The organism is Actinomadura sp. NBRC 104425 (genome assembly GCF_030269545.1).
Lineage (GTDB): Bacteria > Actinomycetota > Actinomycetes > Streptosporangiales > Streptosporangiaceae > Spirillospora > Spirillospora keratinilytica.
Genome location: NZ_BSTN01000003.1, coordinates 371,465 through 391,059 on the forward strand (window position 1 = coordinate 371,465; position 19,595 = coordinate 391,059).

The 19,595-nt window shown below is 73.0% G+C and carries 18 protein-coding genes; 5 read left to right on the top strand and 13 right to left on the bottom strand.

The window, feature by feature from the left end; translation table 11 throughout:
* Positions 1–6: 6 nt before the first annotated feature.
* The 3 genes from QSK22_RS33695 to dprA are packed head-to-tail and all read left to right on the top strand — an operon-like array spanning position 7 to position 3,204.
* The gene (locus QSK22_RS33695; protein WP_352231419.1) at positions 7–510 is read left to right on the top strand and encodes a YraN family protein; all 504 of its coding nucleotides are present in this window, start codon (positions 7–9) and stop codon (positions 508–510) included.
* A 1-nt stretch (position 511) separates the two neighbouring features.
* Positions 512–2,068: a YifB family Mg chelatase-like AAA ATPase gene (locus QSK22_RS07475; protein ID WP_285493255.1), complete on the top strand. Its 1,557-nt coding sequence runs from the start codon at positions 512–514 to the stop codon at positions 2,066–2,068.
* Positions 2,065–3,204: a DNA-processing protein DprA gene (gene dprA, locus QSK22_RS07480; protein ID WP_285493256.1), complete on the top strand. Its 1,140-nt coding sequence runs from the start codon at positions 2,065–2,067 to the stop codon at positions 3,202–3,204. Before QSK22_RS07475 ends, dprA begins: the two co-directional genes overlap by 4 nt.
* 671 nt (positions 3,205–3,875) lie before the next feature.
* On the opposite strand, the gene QSK22_RS07485 is transcribed toward dprA, so the two are convergent.
* The 9 genes from QSK22_RS07485 to ffh all read right to left on the bottom strand — a co-directional run bounded on the left by QSK22_RS07485 (position 3,876) and on the right by ffh (position 11,930).
* Positions 3,876–4,190 carry a DUF2469 domain-containing protein gene (locus QSK22_RS07485; RefSeq protein ID WP_285493257.1) on the bottom strand — a complete coding sequence of 105 codons (315 nt, stop codon included), beginning with the start codon at positions 4,188–4,190 and terminating at the stop codon, positions 3,876–3,878.
* Positions 4,187–4,924, bottom strand: a complete 738-nt coding sequence (locus QSK22_RS07490) for a ribonuclease HII (RefSeq protein ID WP_285493258.1) — start codon at positions 4,922–4,924, stop codon at positions 4,187–4,189. Before QSK22_RS07490 ends, QSK22_RS07485 begins: the two co-directional genes overlap by 4 nt.
* 582 nt (positions 4,925–5,506) lie before the next feature.
* Complete coding sequence (gene lepB / locus QSK22_RS07495; protein WP_285493259.1) at positions 5,507–6,397, bottom strand: signal peptidase I; 891 nt, start codon at positions 6,395–6,397, stop codon at positions 5,507–5,509.
* Positions 6,398–6,662: 265 nt separating this feature from the next.
* Positions 6,663–7,016, bottom strand: coding sequence for a 50S ribosomal protein L19 (gene rplS, locus QSK22_RS07500; RefSeq protein ID WP_285493260.1), 354 nt, complete (start codon positions 7,014–7,016; stop codon positions 6,663–6,665).
* A gap of 130 nt (positions 7,017–7,146) precedes the next feature.
* Entirely contained in the window at positions 7,147–7,932 is a 786-nt protein-coding gene (trmD, locus tag QSK22_RS07505) for a tRNA (guanosine(37)-N1)-methyltransferase TrmD (RefSeq protein WP_285493261.1), read from the bottom strand.
* Between the two features lie 147 nt (positions 7,933–8,079).
* The gene (rimM, locus tag QSK22_RS07510; RefSeq protein ID WP_285493262.1) at positions 8,080–8,685 is read right to left on the bottom strand and encodes a ribosome maturation factor RimM; all 606 of its coding nucleotides are present in this window, start codon (positions 8,683–8,685) and stop codon (positions 8,080–8,082) included.
* A 2-nt stretch (positions 8,686–8,687) separates the two neighbouring features.
* Complete coding sequence (locus QSK22_RS07515; RefSeq protein WP_067918821.1) at positions 8,688–8,930, bottom strand: RNA-binding protein; 243 nt, start codon at positions 8,928–8,930, stop codon at positions 8,688–8,690.
* 2 nt (positions 8,931–8,932) lie between these two features.
* Entirely contained in the window at positions 8,933–9,409 is a 477-nt protein-coding gene (rpsP, locus tag QSK22_RS07520; RefSeq protein WP_285493264.1) for a 30S ribosomal protein S16, read from the bottom strand.
* A gap of 943 nt (positions 9,410–10,352) precedes the next feature.
* Positions 10,353–11,930, bottom strand: a complete 1,578-nt coding sequence (ffh, locus tag QSK22_RS07525) for a signal recognition particle protein (RefSeq protein WP_285493265.1) — start codon at positions 11,928–11,930, stop codon at positions 10,353–10,355.
* A 339-nt stretch (positions 11,931–12,269) separates the two neighbouring features.
* Between ffh and QSK22_RS07530 the strand changes: the two genes are divergently transcribed.
* Complete coding sequence (locus tag QSK22_RS07530; RefSeq protein ID WP_285493266.1) at positions 12,270–12,959, top strand: RNA polymerase sigma factor; 690 nt, start codon at positions 12,270–12,272, stop codon at positions 12,957–12,959.
* 50 nt (positions 12,960–13,009) lie between these two features.
* On the top strand, positions 13,010–13,930 hold the full coding sequence (locus QSK22_RS07535) for a hypothetical protein (protein WP_285493267.1): 921 nt from the start codon (positions 13,010–13,012) through the stop codon (positions 13,928–13,930).
* A gap of 58 nt (positions 13,931–13,988) precedes the next feature.
* Here the strand turns inward: QSK22_RS07535 and QSK22_RS07540 are convergent, their stop codons facing one another.
* The 4 genes from QSK22_RS07540 to ftsY all read right to left on the bottom strand — a co-directional run bounded on the left by QSK22_RS07540 (position 13,989) and on the right by ftsY (position 19,534).
* The gene (locus tag QSK22_RS07540) at positions 13,989–16,391 is read right to left on the bottom strand and encodes a [protein-PII] uridylyltransferase (protein WP_285493268.1); all 2,403 of its coding nucleotides are present in this window, start codon (positions 16,389–16,391) and stop codon (positions 13,989–13,991) included.
* Between the two features lie 8 nt (positions 16,392–16,399).
* Positions 16,400–16,738, bottom strand: coding sequence for a P-II family nitrogen regulator (locus QSK22_RS07545; protein WP_285493269.1), 339 nt, complete (start codon positions 16,736–16,738; stop codon positions 16,400–16,402).
* Positions 16,735–18,090: an ammonium transporter gene (locus QSK22_RS07550; RefSeq protein ID WP_285493270.1), complete on the bottom strand. Its 1,356-nt coding sequence runs from the start codon at positions 18,088–18,090 to the stop codon at positions 16,735–16,737. The genes QSK22_RS07545 and QSK22_RS07550 overlap by 4 nt, the downstream gene beginning before the upstream one ends.
* A gap of 280 nt (positions 18,091–18,370) precedes the next feature.
* Positions 18,371–19,534: a signal recognition particle-docking protein FtsY gene (gene ftsY, locus QSK22_RS07555; protein WP_285493271.1), complete on the bottom strand. Its 1,164-nt coding sequence runs from the start codon at positions 19,532–19,534 to the stop codon at positions 18,371–18,373.
* Positions 19,535–19,595 lie beyond the last annotated feature (61 nt).

Sequence of the window (19,595 nt, forward strand, 5' to 3'; positions counted from 1 at the left end):
TGAACCATGAACGACAACGCGACCCTCGGCCGCCGCGGCGAGCAGGCCGCAGCGGCCTACCTGGTCGGTCTGGGCTGGACGATCCTCGACCGCAACTGGAGGTGCTCGGAGGGCGAGCTGGACATCGTCGCCCATGACGGCGGGCGCCCCGTCGTCTGCGAGGTGAAGACCCGCAGCTCGGCGGCCTACGGCACGCCGCTGGAGGCGATCACGCCCGACAAGGCCGCCCGGTTGCGGCGGCTGGCCGGCCGGTGGGCGGCCGCACACCGGGTCCGCGGCTCCGACGTCCGCATCGACGTCCTCGGCCTGATCCCCGGTCCCCCGCCCTTGGCGGGGGCCCGCCGCAGGGGCGTTTCCTGGGTCGCCCGAGTGGTGGCCGGGCTGTTCGGGCTCGCCGCCGGTGCCGGCGGGTACAACGCGCGCCACAGGCGCACGGCCGCCCCCGTCCCAGGGGGCTACCGCGCCGAGAGCTGCGGGTTCTCCGTCGAGCACATGAAGGGGGTGTGCTGAGGTGACGCTCGCCAGGACCCGGTCCGTGTCGCTGGTCGGCGTGGACGGTTTCGTCATCGACGTCGAGGCGGCCATCACCAGCGGCGTTCCCGGCCTGCACCTGGTGGGGCTGCCGGACGCCGCGCTCAACGAGGCACGCGACCGCGTCCGGGCGGCCATCTTCAACTCCGGCGAGGACTGGCCCAACCGGCACGTCACGGTGTCCCTCTTCCCGGCCAGTCTGCCGAAACGGGGCTCGACCTTCGACTTGGCCATCGCGGTCGCGCTGCTGGCGGCCGCCGAGGCGGTACCGCCGCGGTCCTGCGCGGGGCTGGTGATGGTCGGGGAGCTCGGGCTGGATGGCCGGATCCGCTCCATCCCGGGCGTGCTGCCCGCGGCACTGGCCGCCGCGCACGCCGGCTGCCGCACTGTGGTCGTCCCGCAGGCCAACGCCGCCGAGGCGGAACTCGTCCCCGACCTGCAGGTGATACCGGCGCGGACGCTGCGCGGGCTGCTGTGCCTGCTGCGCGACGAGCCGCCGCCGATCGAGGAGGAAGACGACCCGCTCCCCGTCCGCACCGCTCCCGAAGGGCTCACCCTCGGCGGCCAGGCCAACGGCACCGGGGTCGACCTGGCGGACGTGCGCGGCCAGGCCGAGGCCCGCCGCGCCCTGGAGATCAGCGCGGCCGGCGGTCACCACCTCTACTTCAGCGGCCCTCCCGGGTGCGGCAAGACCATGCTCGCCGAGCGCCTCCCCACCCTGATGCCCCCGCTGGAGCCGGAAGAGGCGCTGGAGGTCACCGCGCTGCACTCCGTCGCCGGGACCCTGCCGCCCGACCAGCCGCTGATCACCCGTCCCCCGTTCTACGCGCCCCACCACACCGCCACCCGCCCGGCCATGGTCGGCGGCGGTTCCGGCCGGACGCTGCAACCCGGCGCGGTGTCCCTGGCCCACCGCGGCATCCTGTTCCTGGACGAGGCACCCGAGTTCCAAAGCGGCGTTCTGGACGCACTACGGCAGCCGCTGGAGGAGGGCTCCGTACGGATCTCCCGCACGGAGGGGACGGCGACCTTCCCCGCCCGGTTCACGCTCGTCCTGGCCGCCAACCCGTGCCCGTGCGCGGCGGCCAAGTCGATCGACTGCTCCTGTGCCCCCGGCGTCCGGCGCAAATACCTATCCAAGATCTCCGGGCCGCTGCTCGACCGCATCGACCTGAAGCTGGAACTGGTCCCCGCCAGCCGCGCCGAACTGCGGTACGACCTGGAGTTCGCCGAGTCCAGCCAGGTCGTCGCCGAGCGCGTGCAGGAGGCCCGCGACCGGGCGCGCAAACGCCTGGCCGACACCCCCTGGCGGTGCAACGCCGAGATTCCCGGCCCCGAGCTGCGCCGGCGCTTCCTCCCCGAACCGGAGGCGATGCACGCCGCCGACGAGGCCCTGCAGAACGGCACGCTCAGCGCCCGCGGTCTCGACCGCGTCTTGCGGGTCGCCTGGACGATCGCCGACCTGGTCGGCCGCGATCAGCCCTCCCCGGACGACGTCGGCGGCGCGCTCGCCCTGTGGACATGGAGGCGGACATGACCGGCGAACGCCTGGCCAGGGCCGCCCTGACCGCCATCGCCGAGCCCGGCGACGCGCTGCTGAACCGCATCGTCGACCGCCTCGGCCCGGCCGGGGCCGTCGAGGCGATCCGCACCGGGGACGTCCCCGGCGACCTGCTGTCCGAGCGTCTGGCGGGCCGCCTGCGGCACTGGCGGATCCGGTCGGCCGCCGCGGAACCCGAACGCGATCTGGAGATCTGCGCCAGGCTGGGCGGGCGCCTGGTCTGCCCCGGCGACCCCGAATGGCCCACCACGCTGGACGACCTCGGCGGCGAGCGCCCGTACGCGCTGTGGCTGCGCGGCCCGGGCGACCTGCGCAACGCCTGCCTGCGCTCGGTGGCCGTGGTCGGCTCCCGCGCCGCGTCCTCTTACGGCCTGCGCGTGGCCGCCGAGTTCGCCACCGACCTGGCCGAACGCGGCTGGTCGGTGGTCTCGGGCGGCGCGCTCGGCATCGACGCGGCCGCCCACCGGGGCGCCCTGGCCGCCGACGGCCCGACGGTCGCGGTACTGGCCAACGGCGTGGACGTGCCGTATCCGGCGTCCAACGACGGGCTGTTCGCCGAGATCGCCCGGCGGGCGGTGCTGATCAGCGAGTCGCCTCCGGGGGTGGAGCCGCACCGCCTGCGCTTCCTCGTCCGCAACCGGGTGATCGCCGCGCTGTGCCGGGGCTCGGTGGTCGTCGAGGCGGAGGCGCGCAGCGGGGCCCTCAGCACCGCCGCGTGGACCCGCAGGCTGGGCCGCGTCCTGATGGCGGTGCCCGGCCCGATCGACTCGCGGACGTCGGTGGGCTGCCACCGGCTACTCCGGGAGGACCCGTCCGCCTTCCTGGTCACCCGGCCCGAAGAGGTCGTCGAGGCGGTGGGCCGTATCGGCGACGACCTGGCCCCCGTCCCGTCCGGCCCCGTGCTGCCCCGCGACCGCCTGGAGCCGACCGCCCGCGCCGTCCTGGAAGCCCTCCCCGGCCGAGGCGCCGCGGGCCCCGCGCAGATCGCCGTCAAGGCGGGCGTCGACCTGGCCACGGCCAACGGCAAGCTCGGCCTTCTGGCCGCCGCGGGCTTCGTCGAACGCAGCGCCGCCGGCTGGCGCCTCACCAAGGCCGCCAAGAAACCGAAATGACCGCCACCCGACGCCCCCACCCCTCCGCCCAGCACCAAAACCCTCCACCCAGCACCGACCCTGATCTCCGCGACGCCGCCGCCCCGCCGCCATCGTCACCTCTCGCGAAAGCATGCGCCCGGCGTTCAACGCCGCGCTCCAGCCCCGTCGCCCAACCAGCGAGCGTTACCGCGGCCGCGGCGAGCACAGCGCCGTCATCACCACGCCACCCGACTTCTCCGCCCGCCACCTGCCCGATTTCGCCCCGTCGCCGTTCTTCACCCCACGACGGCAACGCCCGTCCCGTTCGACGGTTCGTCCGTCCTCAGCAACGCAGCCGGGCACGACCATGCTGGTCTCGGCCGGCGGCGTGTCAGCGTGTGAGTCGGGGAGCCGAAGCAGATGCCGCGATCCACGCCGCACCCGACGCCCCCGACTCACCAGGAGATCGTTTGCGGGCGGTGCGGCTAGGGCGTGTTTCAAAGTTGGCCAGAGCCGTTCGTTGATGGCGGCGATGTGGACGGTGGCCTGGTGGCGGACGGCGAGCTCGTCGAACCCGGGTGGTCGGCCACCGCGCACGCCGCGCCGACGCCGACCGCCCGCCTGATCGGCCGGTTCGCAGATCGCGGCCGCGATGCCTCACTGCGTCCGGCGTGCGACATGCCGCCACTCACCACACTTCGAGACAGGCCCTAGTGGTCGGCGGGCAGTTCGAAGTCGCTCTTGGCGAGTTCTTCGATGTTGACGTCCTTAAACGTGACAACCCGGACGTTCTTGACGAAGCGAGCGGGCCGATACATGTCCCACACCCAGGCGTCCTGCATGGTGACCTCGAAGAAGACCTCTCCGTTGTCGGAGCTGCGCACCTGCAGATCGACCGAGTTGGTGAGGTAGAACCTGCGCTCGGTCTCCACCACGTAGGTGAACAGGCCGACGACGTCGCGGTACTCGCGATAGAGCTGCAGCTCCATCTCGGTCTCGTACTTCTCGAGATCCTCGGCGCTCACGCTCGTGCCCCTTCCGTCCGGCCTTCGCCGGGAACCTCCCCCACGGGGCCGTACCCGGCGTCCCCCATGGCCTCCCCACCATTGTTGCGCACGGCCCGCCCGACGTTGACGAAGGAGAACCGGTGCTCCGGGCACGGCCCGTACCTGGCCAGCGCCGCGGAATGATCGCGAGTCACGTACCCCTTGTGCACGTCGAAGCCGTACCGGGGATAGCGCTCGTGCAAATCGATCATGAGGCGGTCCCGGGTGACCTTGGCCACGATGGAGGCCGCCGCCACGCACGCCGCGACCCGGTCCCCCTTGATCACCGCCAGCCCGGGAACGTCCAGTCCGGGCACGGCGAACCCGTCGCTCAGCACGTACGCGGGCCGCCGCTCCAGGGCCGCCAGCGCGCGCCGCATCCCCGTCACATTGCACCGGTGCACCCCCAGCCGGTCGACGTCATGACACGGGATGACCACGGCGCTCCACGCCACGGCCCGTTCGACGATCTCGGCGTACAGCTCCTCGCGTCGCGCCGGGGTGAGCAGCTTGGAGTCGGTGAGCCCCTCGATCCGTCCGCGTCGTCCGCTCGGCAGGATCACCGCGCCGACCACCAGCGGCCCCGCGCACGCCCCGCGGCCCGCCTCGTCGACACCGGCCACCGGGCTGAAACCCGCGTGCTCCAGCGCCCGCTCATAGCCGTACAACCCGGCGTCCCGGCGCGGTGTGAAGCGGAGTGGACGACCTCTCATGGTCCGCAGCGTACGTCGCCCGCGCCCACCACTGCGCCCGGAATACGACTTACCCCCACAGATCCCCCTGCACGACGCGACCACACCACCCGCAGCCCCAGCGCCGCCACAACCGGGTGAGCCCCCCGCCGCCGACCGACCGCTTTGTCGCCTGCAGCACACGCACCGGCAAGGCAAGCGGCTTGGGTTTGGGGGCGATGCGGTCGTAGGGCCGTCAGTTGCGGGCAGCTCTCCGACGCGGGGCGAACGTGTCGAGGCGCAGCGTGGTCAGCAGGATTCGCCTTTGCCGCCTGCAGCACACGCACCGGCAAGGCAAGCGGCTTGGGTTTGGGGGCGATGCGGTCGTAGGGCCGTCAGTTGCGGGCAGCTCTCCGACGCGGGGCGAACGTGTCGAGGCGCAGCGTGGTCAGCAGGGTTCGCCTTGGCGGGGCCTCGGGCAGCAGGAGCGGGCGCCCGGTGCACCGTCCGGATCGTGGCGGACGGTGGTGCTGAGTCCTGCGTGCGCGCTTCGGCGAGGCCGTCGTGGGCGTGCGCCGACTGAGGTTGTGGGCGCGGCCTGGTTTGCGGGGCGGGGCGCGGAGCTCAGCGGCGGCTGCGTAGGCGGCGGCGGAGGTAGGTGATGGGGAGCGCGCCTGCGAACCCCAGGGCGATCGGGGTCGCGGGGACGACGGCCGAGGCGGCCTGCAGGGCCGGTTGCTCGAACGTCTTCGGGATCGGGAGGGTGCCGACGTGGTTCAAGGGCCAGACGATCACGAATGCGCGGCCGATGACGCGGTTGGTCGGGATGGTGCCGCCGCCGGGGTCGCCGCGGTGCGCCCGCGAGTCGGAGGAGACCGAGCGGTGATCGCCCATCACCCACAGCTGGCCGGGCTGCACCACATGGTCGAACGGCTCGGCGGACGGCTTGTCCTGAGCGCCGCGCGGGTCGGTGTACAGGTAGGAGCTCTCGTCCAGCGGCGTGCCGTTGACGGTGATGCGCCCCTGGGCGTCACAGCACTTGACGTGGTCGCCGGGCGTCCCGATGACTCGCTTGATGTAGTCCTTCTCGCCGGGCAGCAGACCGAAGGTGCGGCCGATGCCGCGCAGCGCCCGGGAGAGCGGGTTGCCCGGCTCCTCCATCTGGACCTCGGGGTCCCAGGAGTCCAGGCCGTTGAAGACGACGATGTCGCCGCGCTTGATGTCCCGGGTGTGGTAGACGATCTTGTTGACGAGCACCCGGTCGCCGATCTGCAGGGTGTTCTCCATCGACGCCGACGGGATGTAGAACGCCTGTACCGCGAACGCCTTGATGAGCAGGGCGAGGACCAGCGCCACCCCGACGAGGATCGGCAGTTCCTTCCAGAAGGAGCCCTGCTTGCGCTCCTTGCGGTCGCCGCTCTCCCCGTCGTCCGAGGACGTCTCGCCAGCGCTCTCCGCACCGGAGGTCACGGCCTGCTTGTCGTCGGGCACCGCGCCCTCGGCTTCCGATCGCACGTCTCTCCGATCGTCCTCGTCACTCATCCCAGCGCAAGCCTATCGGCGCGGACGCCGTCACACCCCGCGCAAACGATCGTGTCGCGCCCGGCACCGGGCGCGCCGTCCGTGCGGGCTGCGCTCCGTTCACCTCGAAGGGTTCCTGAAACGGCGCCCCGCCACAAGGCGGATTCAAAGCGATTACCCGGAATTGAGACGAAAAATGCCGGAGTAAACAGCAGGCGCCTCGGACCGCGGTCCGAGGCGCCGCAAGTCGCGGCGGCGATCAGAAGTCGCGCTTCTCCTTGATGCGGGCCGCCTTGCCGCGCAGGTTGCGCAGGTAGTAGAGCTTGGCCCGGCGGACGTCACCGCGGGTGACGACCTCCAGCTTCTCGATGTGCGGGCTGTTGAGCGGCCACGTGCGCTCGACACCGTACCCGCCCTTGCTCACCTTACGCACGGTGAAGGTCTCGCGGGCGCCGCCGCCCTGCCGACGGATCACCACGCCCTCGAAGACCTGGATCCGGGTGACCTTGCCCTCGGTGATGCGCGCGTGCACCTTCACCGTGTCGCCCGGACGGAAGTCCGGGTGGTCGGTGCGCAGCGTGGCCTGCTCGATCTCACGGATCAGGGTGTGCATGACAGCGGTTCCTCACGGTCACACGCGGCCGTCCGAGAGGCCCCGGCGGTGAGGAGGGGGCGTCGCGCCGCGCGAAGTGGATCTTGATGAGAGTCTGGGTGCCGGACGCGTGCGCGCGCACGGCGACTACTCAGTTTGCCATATCTTCGTCGTCCACCGGAAAACCGGCCTCCGCCAGCACCCGGCGGTCGTGCGCGTCCAGCGTCGCGGGGTCCAGGCGTGCGGCCAGTTCCGGGCGGTTGCGCACGGTGCGCCGCAGCGCCTCGTCGCGGCGCCAGCGGGCGATCGCGCCGTGGTGGCCCGACAGCAGGATGTCCGGCACCGCGCGGCCGCGCCAGACCGGCGGCTTGGTGTAGACGGGGCCTTCCAGCAGCGACTCCATCGCGCCGGGGGCGAACGAGTCGTCGGCCACCGAGTCGGCGTTGCCGAGCACGCCGGGCAGCAGCCGGCCGACGGCTTCGACGATCACCAGCACCGCGACCTCGCCGCCCGCCAGCACGAAGTCGCCCAGGCTGACCTCGTCCACCGGCATGCGGGTGCGGGCCTCGTCCACCACCCGCGAGTCGATGCCCTCGTACCGGCCGCAGGCGAACATCAGCCAGGGCTCGGCGGCCAGTTCGGCGGCCTTCGCCTGGGTGAACGGACGGCCGCTCGGCGTGGGGACGATCAGCCGGGGGACGGGTCCGCCGGGGGGCGCGATGGCGTCCAGCGCCTCCCCCCACGGTTCGGGCTTCATCACCATGCCGGGCCCGCCGCCGTAGGGGGTGTCGTCGACGGTGCGGTGCCGGTCGTGGGTCCACTGCCGGAGGTCGTGCACATGTACGTCGAGCAGGCCGGTGCGGCGCGCCTTGCCCAGGAGGGAGACGTCCAGCGGAGCGAAGTACTCCGGAAAGATCGTAACGATATCGAGCTTCATGCGGCTTTTCGGTCGTGCCGGTTCGCGGGGTCCCGACCGCTCTTCGCCCCGGAATCGGATGTGTCGTCCTACGTCGGCGGGCGGCCCCCGGTGCCCGGTTCGGTCGGCCGGCTCCCGGAGAGGACGCCGCGCGGCCGGCCCAGCCGCTCAGTCGAGGAGGCCGGGGGGCGGGTCGATGCGCAACCGCCCCCCGGGAACGTCCACCTCCGGGACCAGCGCGGCGACGAACGGCACCAGCGCCTCGCCTCCGCCGGTCCGCCGCACCACGAGCAGATCCTGCCCGTGGTGCCGCACCTCGGCGACGGTGCCGACCTCGGTGCCGTCGACGGTGACCACGGCCAGCCCGATGAGCTCCTGGTCGTGGAACTCGTCGGGATCGGCCGACGGGGGGATGTCGGAGGAATCGACGACGAGCCAGGTGCCGCGCAGTTCTTCTGCGGCGTTCCGGTCGTCGACCCCGGAGAAGCGCACGAGCAGCCGGCCCGAGTGCCATCTGGCGTGCTCGACGGTCAGCGGACCGGCGGACGCGGGGTCGGTGGCCAGCTGCGTACCCGGTGCGAACCGGCGATCGGGATCGTCGGTCCGCACGTCGACGGTGAGCTCGCCGCGCACCCCATGCGGACGGCCGACCCGGCCGACGACCAGCTGACCGGCCGCCGGCCCGGAGCCGGCACCGCGGGCCCGGGCGTGTCCTTGCGCGGGGCGCCGGACGGGCGCCGCCGCCCCTGGGGCGCGGTCGGCGCTGGGGCGCATGGTCAGCGGACCTCGTGCAGGTCGAGCAGGTCCACCCGCACGTGCCGGCCCCCGGACAGGGCGCCGATCACGGTGCGCAGGGCCTTGGCGGTACGACCGCTGCGGCCGATCACCTTACCCAGGTCGTCGGGGTGCACCCGCACCTCCAGGACCCGGCCGCCCCTGATCCTGCGGGCCTTCACCCGGACGTCGTCCGGATGCTCGACGATCCCGCGCACCAGGTGCTCGAGCGCTTCTTCGAGCACGTTCAGCCCTCGCTCTTAGCTTCGGTGTTGTCCTCGGCCTTGGCCGCGGCGTCGTCGGCCCGGTCCTCGCCCTTGCCCTTCTTGGACTCGGACTTCTTCCGGGACCGCGCCGTCGTGGCGGCGGCCTCCTCCTCGCCGAGCGACTCCTTGACCGCGGCCTCGAACAGGGCCTTCTTGTCGGGCTTCGGCTCGGCCTGCTTGAGCGTGCCCTCGGCGCCGGGCTCGCCCTTGAACTTCTGCCAGTCGCCGGTGATCTTGAGGATGTTGAGCACCGGCTCGGTCGGCTGCGCGCCGACGCCCAGCCAGTACTGCACCCGCTCGGAGTTCACCCGGATGAGCGAGGGCTCCTGCTTGGGCTGGTACAGGCCGATCTCCTCGATGGCCCGGCCGTCACGCTTGGTGCGGGCATCGGCGACGACGATCCGGTACTGCGGGTTCCGGATCTTCCCCAGACGCTTGAGCTTGATCTTGACTGCCACGGGTGTGGTGTTCTCCAGACTTCATACAGGGCCGAGCGGGCCTCACCAGGTGGGGATACCGGCTACCGGCCGCTCCATGGACTCCGGCCGCTCAGGACGAGAGAGGGCGCCTGCGCGTATCCGGGTTTCCAGCCTGCCATTCTGCCAGACGATCGCCCCGATAACCCAATCGCGGCATGACACGCCGCCCACCTCGCCGCTTCTCCCTCCCGAGCCACATCCCCACCGCCGCCTTACCGCCCAGGCCGCACCATTTCGCCGCCGTCCCACGGTTTCATGATTCGGACCGCGGACGCCCCCTGCCCCATCCCGCCGGCCTCCTGAGCTGCTCGGACGCGTCCGTTCTGCAAAAACTTCTTTTGATCATGAAGCCTCCGCCCCTCGCCCCCCAACGCGACGCCGAAGTGCGACTCACGCCCCAACGAAGATCATTCAACGGGCGGCTCGGGCAGAGCGCCCGCCGCAGCCGCCGGACGCCCTCCACACGGCCCGCCCTTGAGCCGACGATCAACGCACGGCCACCGAATCACAACGCACACACCGCCACAGACGTCCGCATCCGGCAAGAACGACCCCAGCGACAACTACCGCAAGAACCGAGCCGCAACCATGGCCTGCGCCGCCGGCCGCACCTCCTACCTAACGCGACGATCCACACATGCAGCCCTGGACGCGACCTGAAACCGCAGACCTAGCGGCCACGCCACCCCCGGCCGCCCGCCACCCGCCAGAATCGGGCCCGACCACACTCATGATCAAAACCGGGCCGCAACGATGAGCCCACGCCAGTGGACGGGAGGGGTAGCCGCCGGTCCGCGCATCATCGGGGGGCGAGAGGCGTTGACCAGCCCTGGCACTTGACGATGTGGTGCGTGCCGGGCATTGCCTTCTCCGGTGGTGCGGTCCCGCGTCTGCGGGCGGGGCCGCACCACCGGAGGGCGGGTCACTTCTTCTTGCGGTTCTGCAGCTTGCTCAGGTCCGGCATCTGGAAGCCGGGGGGAAGCTGGCCGCCCAGGCCCGGGGGGAGGGCGCCGGGGCCGCCCAGGCCGGGAGGCAGGCCCTGGGGAAGGTTGCCGTCCGGGGTCGGGACGGCGGTCTCCTTGGCGGCGCGGCCGGCGGCGCGCTTGCGCGGGTCGCCGCTGCGCTGCTTGCCCTTCTTGTTCTTGGCCTTGGCCGCCTTGGCGGCCTTGCGGCGGCCGGGCATGCCGGGGAAGCCCATACCGCCCGCCATCTGCCGGACCATCTTCTGGGCCTCGAAGAAGCGGGTCACCAGGGCGCTGACCTCGCCTACCGTGACACCCGAGCCGCGGGCGATGCGGGCCCGGCGGGAGCCGTTGATGATCTTGGGGTTGGCGCGCTCCTGCGGGGTCATGGAGCGGATGATGGCGGCCACCCGGTCCAGGTCGCGGTCGTCGATCTGGCTGATCTGGTCGCGGACCTGCCCCATGCCCGGCATCATGCCCAGCAGGTTGCCGATCGGCCCGAGCTTGCGGATCATCATCATCTGCTCGAGGAAGTCCTCGAGGGTGAAGTCCTCGCCCGAGGCGAACTTCGTGGTCATCCGCTCGGCCTGGGCGGCGTCGAACGCCTGCTCGGCCTGCTCGATCAGGGTGAGGATGTCACCCATGTCTAGGATGCGGCCGGCCATCCGGTCCGGGTGGAAGACGTTGAAGTCCTCCAGCTTCTCGCCGGTGGAGGCGAACATGATCGGGCGGCCGGTGACGTGCCGCACCGACAGGGCGGCGCCGCCGCGGGCGTCGCCGTCGAGCTTGGTGAGCACGACCCCGTCGAACCCGACGCCGTCGAGGAACGCCTGGGCGGTGTTCACCGCGTCCTGGCCGATCATCGCGTCGACGACGAAGAGGATCTCGTCCGGGTGGACGGCGTCGCGGATGTCGGCGGCCTGCTGCATCATCTCGGCGTCGATGCCGAGCCGGCCGGCGGTGTCGATGACGACGACGTCGTGCTGGGCGCGCCGGGCATGGTCGATGGAGCGGCGCGCCACGTCCACCGGGTCGCCGACGCCGTTGCCGGGCTCGGGCGCGAACACCGCGGCCCCGGCGCGCTCGCCGACCACCTGCAGCTGCTGGACTGCGTTGGGACGCTGCAGGTCGGCCGCGACCAGCAGCGGCGCATGCCCCTCCTGCTTCAGCCAGCGGGCCAGCTTGCCGGCCAGGGTGGTCTTACCCGCACCCTGCAGACCGGCCAGCATGATCACGGTGGGCGGGTGCTTGGCGAAGCGGATCCGGCGGGTCTCGCCGCCGAGGACCTCGATGAGCTCCTCGTTGACGATCTTGACGACCTGCTGGGCCGGGTTCAGCGCCTGCGAGACCTCCGCGCCCCGGGCGCGTTCCTTGACCCGCGCGATGAAGTCCTTCACCACGGGCAGGGCAACGTCGGCCTCCAGCAGCGCGACACGGATCTCGCGGGCCGTCGCGTTGATGTCGGCCTCGGAGAGCCTGCCCTTGCTGCGCAGCGACGAGAAGACCGTCGTCAACCGGTCGGAGAGCGTCTCGAACACGTCTGGACCCGTCCTTGGAAGCGTCTGGGATCGTTATCAGGGTATCGGGTGAACGGCCGGCTCCCGCCCGGTCGGCGCGGCGCGGCCGCCCGGGGCGCGCAGCGCGCCCAGAGTTCCCGCCCAGAGCCTTGCGGGGGCGTACGCGCACGTCACGGTGGTCCCGCTTTGGTCGGTTGTCCTTGCAACTGGGCGGCCCTATCCGGAGACTTGGGTCCTCGACGTGAAGTGGCCCTTCCCTCGCGATGAGGACGGCCGCCGCACGTCCGCCACGACCGACCCCGACCCCCCACTTTTCGAGGATGCCTTGGTGAACACCTGGGCCCGGCCCCCCGGTCGCCCATGAGCAGACGTGGGAGGACCCGCCGCGCCGACCCGCACGACCAGGGCCTGGAGGCCGCGCTCAGCGCCGCGAAGGCCGGGGACGAGGCGGCGTTCCGGCTGCTGTACCGGGATCTGCAGCCCCGGCTGCTGCGCTATCTGCGGGCTCTGGTCGGGGCGGAGGCCGAGGACGTGGCCGGGGAGGCCTGGCTGCAGATCGCGCGCGACATCGGCTCGTTCGAGGGCGACTACGACCGGTTCCGGGGGTGGGCGTCGACCGTGGCGCGGCACCGGGCGCTGGACCATCTGCGCCGGGTCAGCCGCCGCCCGGACACCAGCGCGCAGATCGACGAGCTGGGCGATCTGGTGGGCGGGGACGACACCGAACGCGACGCCCTGGCGCGGCTGTCCACGGACGCGGCGGTCGCGCTGATCGCGGGGCTGCCGCAGGACCAGGCCGAGGCGGTGCTGCTGCGCGTGGTGGTGGGGCTGGACGCCAGGGAGGCGGGGCGGGTGCTGGGCAAGCGGCCCGGTGCGGTCCGCACCGCCGCGTACCGGGGGCTGCACCGGCTGGCCGAGCGGCTCGCCGAGCGTTCCGCCGACCCGTCGCCCCTGCCCGGTGAACCGGCCGCCGGGCACCGGCGGCGGCGGGCGCGGCGGCCCCTCGGGCCCGCGGAGGAGCGGCGCGGCCCGTCGGCCGGTCAGGTGTGAACGGGGCCGGGTGTGACGGCTCAAGGGGATCTGGCGCTGGAGAGGGTGACATGAGTAGGGGCAGCCAGGACTTCGACCGCGCCGCAGCGGAGCGCCTGCTCGGCGGCGCGGCGGACGGTCCGCACGCCGAGCCCCTCGCCCGGCTGCTCGCCCGCGCCGCCGCGCCCGCCCAGGAGTCGGAGCTGGCCGGCGAGGAGGCGGCCGTGGCGGCGTTCCGCGCCGCGTGCTCGGCGAGCGCCGCGGCACCCGCGGCCGCGGCACGGCGGGGGGCGGGGCGGGGCCGTCCGCGGCTCGCCGGCGCCTTCACCGCGAAGATCGCTGCGGCGGTGCTGGTCACGGTGGTCGGCGGCGGGGTCGCGGTGGCGGCGGGGACCCTGCCCCTGCGGCCCGCCGGTGAGGGCACGTCCTCGTCGCGCACGCCGTCGCCCTCCCCGGACCCGCCCGCGTCGGTTCCGCTGCGGACGGGGGGCACGGCGACTCCGTCCCCAGGGACGACGGCGGCCGATCAGAAACTGGTCAACAAATGCCGCGACTACACGGGCCTGGACGGCGACGCCAAGGCGAAGGCGCTGCGCTCGCAGCGGTTCCGCGACCTCTCCAAGGCGGCGGGAGGCGACGCCAAGGTGTCCCGCTACTGTTCGCGGCTGCTGCAGCCGACGCCGCAGGAGAGCACCGAGGCGTCCACCCCGCGAAGCTCGACCGGACGGACTCCCGCCGGAGACCCGCCGAGGGGCCGCGGCAACAACAACGGCAACGGCAACAACGGCAACAGCAAGGGCAACGGAAACAGCAGCGACGGCAACGGCAACAGCGGCGGCGAAAAGCCGATGAAGGCCCCGAACCCCGGCTCCGGGGGGAAGCCCGACAACGCCCCCCGGCACAGGCAAGCCGGCCGTCCGTCGGATCCGCACCGGCCCGGCCAGGGTCTCGGCGAGCCCAGGTGGTCCGGCCACGGGCCCGGACGCCCTTGAGCCGGGTGGGGAGGCGGCTGTGCCCCCTACCGCCTCCCCACCCCCGGCACGGGGTGCGTCAGCGCAGTGCGGCCAGGACGTGCCGGCGTACCGCTGCCAGCGCGTCGGGGTCACTGACGGGGCGTCCCTGCGAATCGACGACGTAGAAGACGTCCACCGCCTCGGCGCCGAGCGTGTCGACCTGGGCGGCGCGCACCGACAGGCCGCACTCCCCCAGCGCCTGCCCGATCCGCCACAGAAGGCCCGGGCGGTCGTGGGCGCGGACCTCCACCACGGTGGCGGTGCTGGACGCGTCGTGGACGATGCCGACGCGCGGCGGCGGCACGGTGATGCCGGGCCGGACCCGCATGGACCGCGCCCGCCGTTCCAGGCGTTCGGCCACGTCGAGCCGACCGGCGAGCATGCGCCGCAGGTCGGCCTCCAGCGCGGCGGGGTCGGGCGGCGTGCCGTACTCGGGGACGGCCGTGAAGTCCAGCACGGCGGTGGCGCGGGCCTCTGCCGCAGGGGACGACACGGTCCGGGCCGAACGTACGACGAGCCTGTGCAGGGCCAGCACACCCGCCGCGCGCCACAGCAGCCCGGGGCGGTCGGGGGCGGCGACGGTGACGCGCGCCCCCGCGATGCGCACCGCGCCCCCGTCGTGGCGGGCCAGAGCGAGCGTTTCGGGGCCGAGCACAGGCGCGGGGGGCGGCGTCCCCCCGGACAGGGCGGCGGCGGCGCGGCGGGACAGCTCGGCCACCTGCCGGGCCTTCCAGCTCCCCCAGGCGGACGGGCCGGTGGCCTTGGCGTCGGCGACGGCCAGCGCCGACAGCAGCTCGAGGGTTTCGCGTTCGCGCCCCGGAACGGCCTCCAGCGCCTTGGTGACGGTCCGGACGGTGGCGGGGTCGTCGATGTCGCGGCGGGTGGCGGTGTCGGGCAGCAGCAGATGGTGCCGGACGAGGGTCTCCAGGACGCGCACGTCGCCGTCCGCGAATCCCATTCGGGCGCCCAGGTCGCGGGCCACGACGGCGCCGCCGGCCGAGTGGTCGCCGGGCCAGCCCTTGCCGATGTCGTGCAGCAGGGCGCCCACCAGCAGCAGGTCGGGCCGGGCGACCTCGCGGGTGAGTGAGGCGGCCTCGGCGGCGGCCTCCACCAGGTGCCGGTCGACGGTGAAGCGGTGGAACGGGTTGCGCTGGGGCCGGTTGCGGACGCGTTCCCAGTCGGGGATGAGCCGGACGATCAGCCCGGCCTGGTCGAGGGCCTCCCAGACGCCGATGGCGGCGCCGCCCGCGCCCAGCAGGGCGACGAGGGCGTCGCGGGCCGCGTCGGGCCACGGCGCGGACGGCAGCGCGGCGCGTTCGGCGAGCCGGTCGACGGTGGCGGGGGCCAGCGGCAGGCCCGCCTGGGCCGCGGCGGCGGCGACGCGCAGCACCAGGGAGGGGTCGTCGAGGTCGGCGCCGCGGGCGAGGACGACCTCGCCGTCGTGCTCGACGGCGCCGTCCCCCACCGGCTTGCGCTCCACCCCGCGTGCCGCGCCGCGTCCCGTGGCGGCGCCCGCCCAGGCGCCCATCGCCGGGCGCGGGGCGCCCGTGCCGCGGCGGGAGGCGCGGAACCGTTCGACGCGGCGCCACAGGTGGTCGCCCGCGTAGGTGATGGTCCGGGCGGCCTCGGCGACGGCGCGCAGCAGCACGTCGGCGTCGAGGAGGCCGAGGGCGTGCGCGACCGGTTCGTGCTCCTGCAGGACCAGCCGGTCTGTGGCGCGGCCGGTGACCTCGTGCAGCGCGTGCCGGACGTCCAGCAGCAGGCCGTGGGCGGCGCGGACGCGCTCGCCGGGCGCCGACGCCACCCAGGACGCCGCGACCGCCTGCATGACGTGCACGTCGCGCAGCCCGCCGTGCGCCTCCTTGAGGTCGGGTTCCAGCAGGAACGCCAGCTCCCCCTGGGACCGCCAGCGTTCGCGGCACATGTCCGCCAGCTCGGGCAGGCGGCGGGCGGCGTCGGCCCTCCAGTCGGCCAGCACGGCGGCGCGCAGCTCGCCGCCCAGGGCGCAGTCGCCGGCGATCGGGCGGGCCGACAGCAGCCCGAGCGCCGCTTTCAGGTCGGCGCGCGCCACGGCCCGCGCCTCGGTCACGGTGCGCACCGAGTGGTCCAGCCGCAGGCCCGCGTCCCAGATCGGGTACCAGACCCGGTCGGCGATGCCGGCGATCCCGGGGTGGCCGTCGTGCACGAGCACCAGGTCGAGGTCGCCGCCCGGGGTCAGCTCGCGGCGGGCGTGGCTGCCCACCGCCAGTAGGGCCACCCCCGGCGCGGGGGCGTCCCGATGCGGCGTGAGCAGGCCGGTCAGCCAGCGGTCCAGCTCGTCGGCGCGCGCGGCCCGCGCAGCCGCCAGGGCTGCGCGGGCCGTGTCCGTGGTGCCGCCCGCACCGGTCGCGGGACGGGCCTGCTCGGTCTGTTCCCGGAATGTTCGGTGAACGAGGGCCACGCGGTGACCTACAGGGCCTCGGGGCCGGTCTCGCCGGTGCGCACGCGCACGACGGTCTCCACCGGGACGGCCCACACCTTGCCGTCGCCGATTTTGCCGGTCTGCGCGGCCTTGACGACCACGTCGATGACGTCGGCGGCGTCCTCGTCGTCGACGAGGATCTCCACGCGCAGCTTGGGCACCAGGTCCACCTTGTACTCGGCGCCCCGGTACACCTCGGTGTGCCCCTTCTGGCGGCCGTAGCCGCTGGCCTCGCTGACGGTCAGCCCCTTGACCCCGAAGGTCTCCAGGGCCGCCTTCACCTCGTCCAGCTTGAACGGCTTGATGACTGCGGTGACCAGCTTCATGCGTCGGCCTGCACCTTCTTGGTCGAAGCGGCGCCGTCCTCGGAGACGGCGGGGGACTTGCGGGCGGCGGCGACGGCGGGCGAGGCCCCGGACGGCACGCCGCCGAAATCGTAGGCGGTCTCGGCGTGGGTGGCGGTGTCGATGCCGCTCACCTCCTCGTCCTCGGGGATCCGGAAGCCCGCCACCAGGTCGATGACCTTGGCGATGACGAACGTCACGACGAAGGAGTAGGCGAGGGTGGCCACGACGGCCACCGCCTGCTTGCCCAGCAGGCCGAGCCCGCCGCCCGCCAGCAGCCCGTCGGCGCCGCCGTCGTTGACGGCCGTGGTGGCCAGGATTCCGATGAGCAGCGCGCCGACGATGCCGCCGACCATGTGGACGCCGACGACGTCCAGCGAGTCGTCGTAGCCCAGCCGGTACTTGAGGCCGACCGCGAACGCGCACACCGCGCCGGCGATCAGGCCGAGCACCAGCGCGCCGATCGGCGTGACGAACGCGCAGGCGGGGGTGATGGCGACCAGGCCCGCGACGATGCCGGAGGCCATGCCCAGCGTGGTGAACGCGCCGTCGCGCAGCTTCTCGACCACGATCCAGGCGAATCCGGCGGCGCAGGTGGCGACCATGGTGTTGATGAACGCGACCGCGGCGGTCTCGTTGGCGGCCAGCGCGGACCCGGCGTTGAACCCGAACCAGCCGAACCACAGCAGCGCGGCGCCCAGCAGCACGAACGGCAGGTTGTGCGGGCGGGCCGGCTCCTTCGGCCAGTTCTTACGCTTGCCGAGGACGAGGGCGAGCGCCAGCGCCGCGACGCCGGAGTTGATGTGCACCACCGTGCCGCCGGCGAAGTCCAGCGCCCCCAGGTCGAAGATCCAGCCGGCCTTGTCCTCCCCGTCGGACCACCACACCCAGTGCGCGATCGGCAGGTACACCAGGGTCACCCACGCGGCGATGAACACCAGCCAGGCGCCGAACTTGGCGCGGTCGGCGATCGCGCCGCTGATCAGTGCGACGGTGATGATGGCGAACGTGGCCTGGAAGGCGACGAACACCAGCTGCGGGATGCCCGTGCCGTCGTCGGCCGTGGCCGCCTTCTCCAACCCGACCAGGCCCGCGTCGCCGAAGCCTCCGATGAACGAGCTGAGCGCCCCGCCGTCGCCGAAGGCGAGGGAGAAGCCGTACACGACCCAGATCATCCCTACCACGGCGATGCTGGCGAAGCTCATCATCATCATGTTGAGCACGCTCTTGGCCCGGCTCATGCCGCCGTAGAAGAAGGCCAATCCGGGGGTCATGAGCAGCACGAGCGCCGTGCTCACCAGCATCCAGGCGGTACTGCCGCTATCGATCTTCATCTCGGGGAGAGTCCCTCCTCGACACCGAACTTGGACTGCTCAGAGCGTGTTCGGCACCCGTTTCACCCGGAAGGCCCTCGTGTTTCTACGGTGTGAAACCCGCCACAGTGATGTTTCTGAAATGTTTCAAAAACCTCACTGGCCGTTGTTTCGCGTTTTCCGGCCGTCTTCGGCGGACGTAACAAGCCTTGACAGCCGTCCGAAACCAGCAAAGAAGAACGCCCCAGCGGCACTCGGGGTGCCGCTGGGGCGTGTCCGTCCCGTCCGGTGCACGGGGCTTTCAGTCTCCGAGGACGGCGTCGACGAACGCCTCGGGCTCGAACGGCGCCAGGTCGTCGGGCCCCTCGCCCAGCCCGACCAGCTTGACCGGGACGCCCAGCTCGCGCTGCACCTGCACGACGATGCCGCCCTTGGCGGTGCCGTCCAGCTTGGTGAGCACGATGCCGGTGACGTTGACGACCTCGGCGAACACGCGGGCCTGCTGCAGGCCGTTCTGGCCGGTGGTGGCGTCCAGCACCAGCAGCACCTCGTCCACCGCGGCCTGCTTCTCCACCACGCGCTTGACCTTGCCGAGCTCGTCCATCAGCCCGGTCTTGGTGTGCAGCCGGCCGGCGGTGTCGACGATCACCGTGTCCACCTTGGTGTCGACGCCGGTCTTGACGGCCTCGAACGCGACGCTGGCCGGGTCGGCGCCCTCGTCGCGGCGCACCACCTCGGCGCCCACCCGCGAGCCCCACGTCTCCAGCTGGTCGGCGGCGGCGGCGCGGAAGGTGTCGGCGGCGCCGAGCACCACGCTGCCGCCGTCGCCGATGAGCACGCGGGCCAGCTTGCCGCAGGTGGTGGTCTTGCCAGTGCCGTTGACGCCGACGACCAGCAGCACCGCGGGCCGGTCGCCGTGCCGCGCGGTGCGCAGCGAGCGGTCGAAGTCCGGACCGATCTGCTTGAGCAGCTCCTCCTTGAGCAGGGCGCGCACCTCCTCGGGGGTGCGGGCGCCCAGCACCTGCACGCGGGTGCGCAGATCCTCGGTGATCTGCCGGGCCACGCTCACGCCGATGTCGGCGCCGATGAGGGTGTCCTCGATCTCCTCCCAGGCGTCCTCGTCCAGCGTCTCGCGCGACAGCAGGCCGAGCAGGGTGCGGCCGAAGGCGTTCTGCGACCGGGCCAGCCGCGCCCGCAGCCGCACCAGCCGCCCCGCCGACGGCGGCGGGATCTCGATCTCGGGCTTGGGCGGGGCGGGCGGCGCCTCCGCCGGCGGCGCGCGCTCAAGCGTCGGCGCCGCTTGATCCTCCTCCTCGACGGTGACGGTGCCGGCGCCCGACACGGTGGGCGGCGCCGGAGGCTCGACGGGCGGGCGGGGCTTGCGGCGGCCGGGCCGCAAGAACAACACGCCGCCCACGACGAGCGCGAGGACGGTCAGCCCGGCGATGAGGATCAGATACTCCATAGCGGTCCCCAGTTTTCCAGACCGGCGCCGATGCGCCGACACCACCGGTCCCTACCCGTCC

Coding starts and splice junctions, on each gene's coding strand:
- QSK22_RS07535 (WP_285493267.1), top strand. CDS start 13,010: ATGAGTAGGGGCAGCCAGGACTTCGACCGCGCCGCAGCGGAGCGCCTG.
- QSK22_RS07530 (WP_285493266.1), top strand. CDS start 12,270: ATGAGCAGACGTGGGAGGACCCGCCGCGCCGACCCGCACGACCAGGGC.
- QSK22_RS07545 (WP_285493269.1), bottom strand. CDS start 16,738: ATGAAGCTGGTCACCGCAGTCATCAAGCCGTTCAAGCTGGACGAGGTG.
- rplS (WP_285493260.1), bottom strand. CDS start 7,016: ATGCACACCCTGATCCGTGAGATCGAGCAGGCCACGCTGCGCACCGAC.
- dprA (WP_285493256.1), top strand. CDS start 2,065: ATGACCGGCGAACGCCTGGCCAGGGCCGCCCTGACCGCCATCGCCGAG.
- QSK22_RS33695 (WP_352231419.1), top strand. CDS start 7: ATGAACGACAACGCGACCCTCGGCCGCCGCGGCGAGCAGGCCGCAGCG.
- QSK22_RS07490 (WP_285493258.1), bottom strand. CDS start 4,924: ATGAGAGGTCGTCCACTCCGCTTCACACCGCGCCGGGACGCCGGGTTG.
- QSK22_RS07550 (WP_285493270.1), bottom strand. CDS start 18,090: ATGAAGATCGATAGCGGCAGTACCGCCTGGATGCTGGTGAGCACGGCG.
- trmD (WP_285493261.1), bottom strand. CDS start 7,932: ATGAAGCTCGATATCGTTACGATCTTTCCGGAGTACTTCGCTCCGCTG.
- rimM (WP_285493262.1), bottom strand. CDS start 8,685: ATGCGCCCCAGCGCCGACCGCGCCCCAGGGGCGGCGGCGCCCGTCCGG.
- ftsY (WP_285493271.1), bottom strand. CDS start 19,534: ATGGAGTATCTGATCCTCATCGCCGGGCTGACCGTCCTCGCGCTCGTC.